General features: G+C 58.0%; 1 protein-coding gene. It reads left to right on the top strand.

Going from position 1 to position 1,622, the window contains the following annotated elements; all coding sequences use genetic code 11:
• The first annotated feature begins 85 nt into the window (after positions 1-85).
• Entirely contained in the window at positions 86-1,459 is a 1,374-nt protein-coding gene (locus tag G6035_RS19455) for an MFS transporter (RefSeq protein WP_176618750.1), read from the top strand.
• Positions 1,460-1,622 lie beyond the last annotated feature (163 nt).

The following is a 1,622-nucleotide window of genomic DNA, read 5'->3' as shown; positions in this document are numbered from 1 at the left end:
GCATGAGTCTCGTCGACCTATTGTCAACAATGAGACACTGAGCTAATGTGAGGAACGATACATTGCTGCTCAATCAAGGATTGTCATGTCTGAAGCACAACCGCACGGCTGCGGCCCCGCGAACCCAGCTGAAACGTCACTAGTAGGTAAAAAAGTACTGCGTCGCGCTATCGCCGCTTCGGCGATGGGAAATGCCACGGAATGGTTCGACTACGGTGTCTACGCAGTGGCAGCCACCTACATCACGGCGAACTTCTTCCCCGGTGAAGGTGCCTTGGGAACAGTCTGGACGCTGGCCACCTTTGCTCTTTCTTTTCTGGTACGGCCGCTTGGGGGCCTGTTTTGGGGGCCTCTGGGCGACAGGGTCGGTCGTAAGAAGGTCCTAGCCCTAACCATTATCCTGATGGCAGGTTCAACCTTTGCGATCGGGCTGCTGCCAACGCATTCTTTGGCCGGTTGGTTGGCCCCGGCGTTGCTCATCTTGATCCGCATGGTCCAGGGCTTCTCCACAGGCGGTGAATACGGCGGCGCTGCCACGTTTATGGCCGAATACGCTCCGGATAAGAAACGGGGCTTCTACGGAAGCTTCCTGGAATTCGGCACCTTGAGCGGGTTTGCCCTTGGCTCGCTCATTGTTTTGCTCTGCAGTCTCATCCTTGGTAACGAAGCCATGACAGTGTGGGGCTGGAGACTGCCGTTCCTCGTTGCCGGTCCGCTGGGCATCATTGGCATGTACCTGCGGAATCGGCTCGAAGACACTCCGGTTTTCCGCGAACTGGAGGCCAGCGGAGAAGTGGAGCAGCGAGCCGGCTCTACCCTCAAGGACCTCTTTCGCTACTACTGGCGGCCGATGTTGATAGTAGCTGGGCTGGTCATTCCGCTGAATGTTGTTAACTACACATTGCTTTCCTACATGCCAACCTATCTGGAGGGCACAGTGCGGATGGACGCGAACACGGTGCTGACGCTCATGTTCGTGGGGCAACTCGGGATGATGCTCATAATTCCATTGGCCGGCGCCCGTTCGGACAAGATCGGACGGAAGCCGATGTGGTTCATTTCGCTGATTGGCCTATTCTTCATGGCTGTTCCGATGTACATGGTAATGGCCAACGGCTTTTGGTGGGCGATGCTTGGATTCGCTGTTCTGGGTCTGCTGTACCTTCCACAGTTGGCCACCATCTCGGCAACTTTCCCTGCCATGTTCCCCACACACGTGCGCTATGCGGGCTTTGCCATTACATACAACGTCAGCACCGCTTTGTTTGGCGGAACAGCCCCAATGGTCAACCAACTGCTGGTCAGTTCCACCGGGAACGTACTCATGCCGGCGTTTTATATGATGGGTGCTTGCCTCGTGGGCCTATTTGCCGTGTGGAAGATGCCGGAGACGGCCGGATCCTCACTGCGGAACATGAAGATCCCAAGCATTAAGAAGCTCCACCTCCCGGTCCGCTGATAGTAGCCGGCGCCGGCCTTGGAGCTCCTCCGGCACAACCTGCAAAGGGGGACGGCGGGCTCTGAGAGGTCGGCGCCGGCCACCTGGCCCTGGAATGACTGCGCGATGGAAGCGAATTCCTGGAGCGGGCGGCACACGACCACGGCGCAGGCCCCCGGCGGGC

The organism is Arthrobacter sp. SDTb3-6 (assembly GCF_013376095.1).
Classification (GTDB): Bacteria; Actinomycetota; Actinomycetes; order Actinomycetales; family Micrococcaceae; genus Specibacter.
The sequence above is the reverse complement of the archived record's forward strand: the minus strand, read 5'-3'. Positions and strand labels throughout refer to the sequence as shown.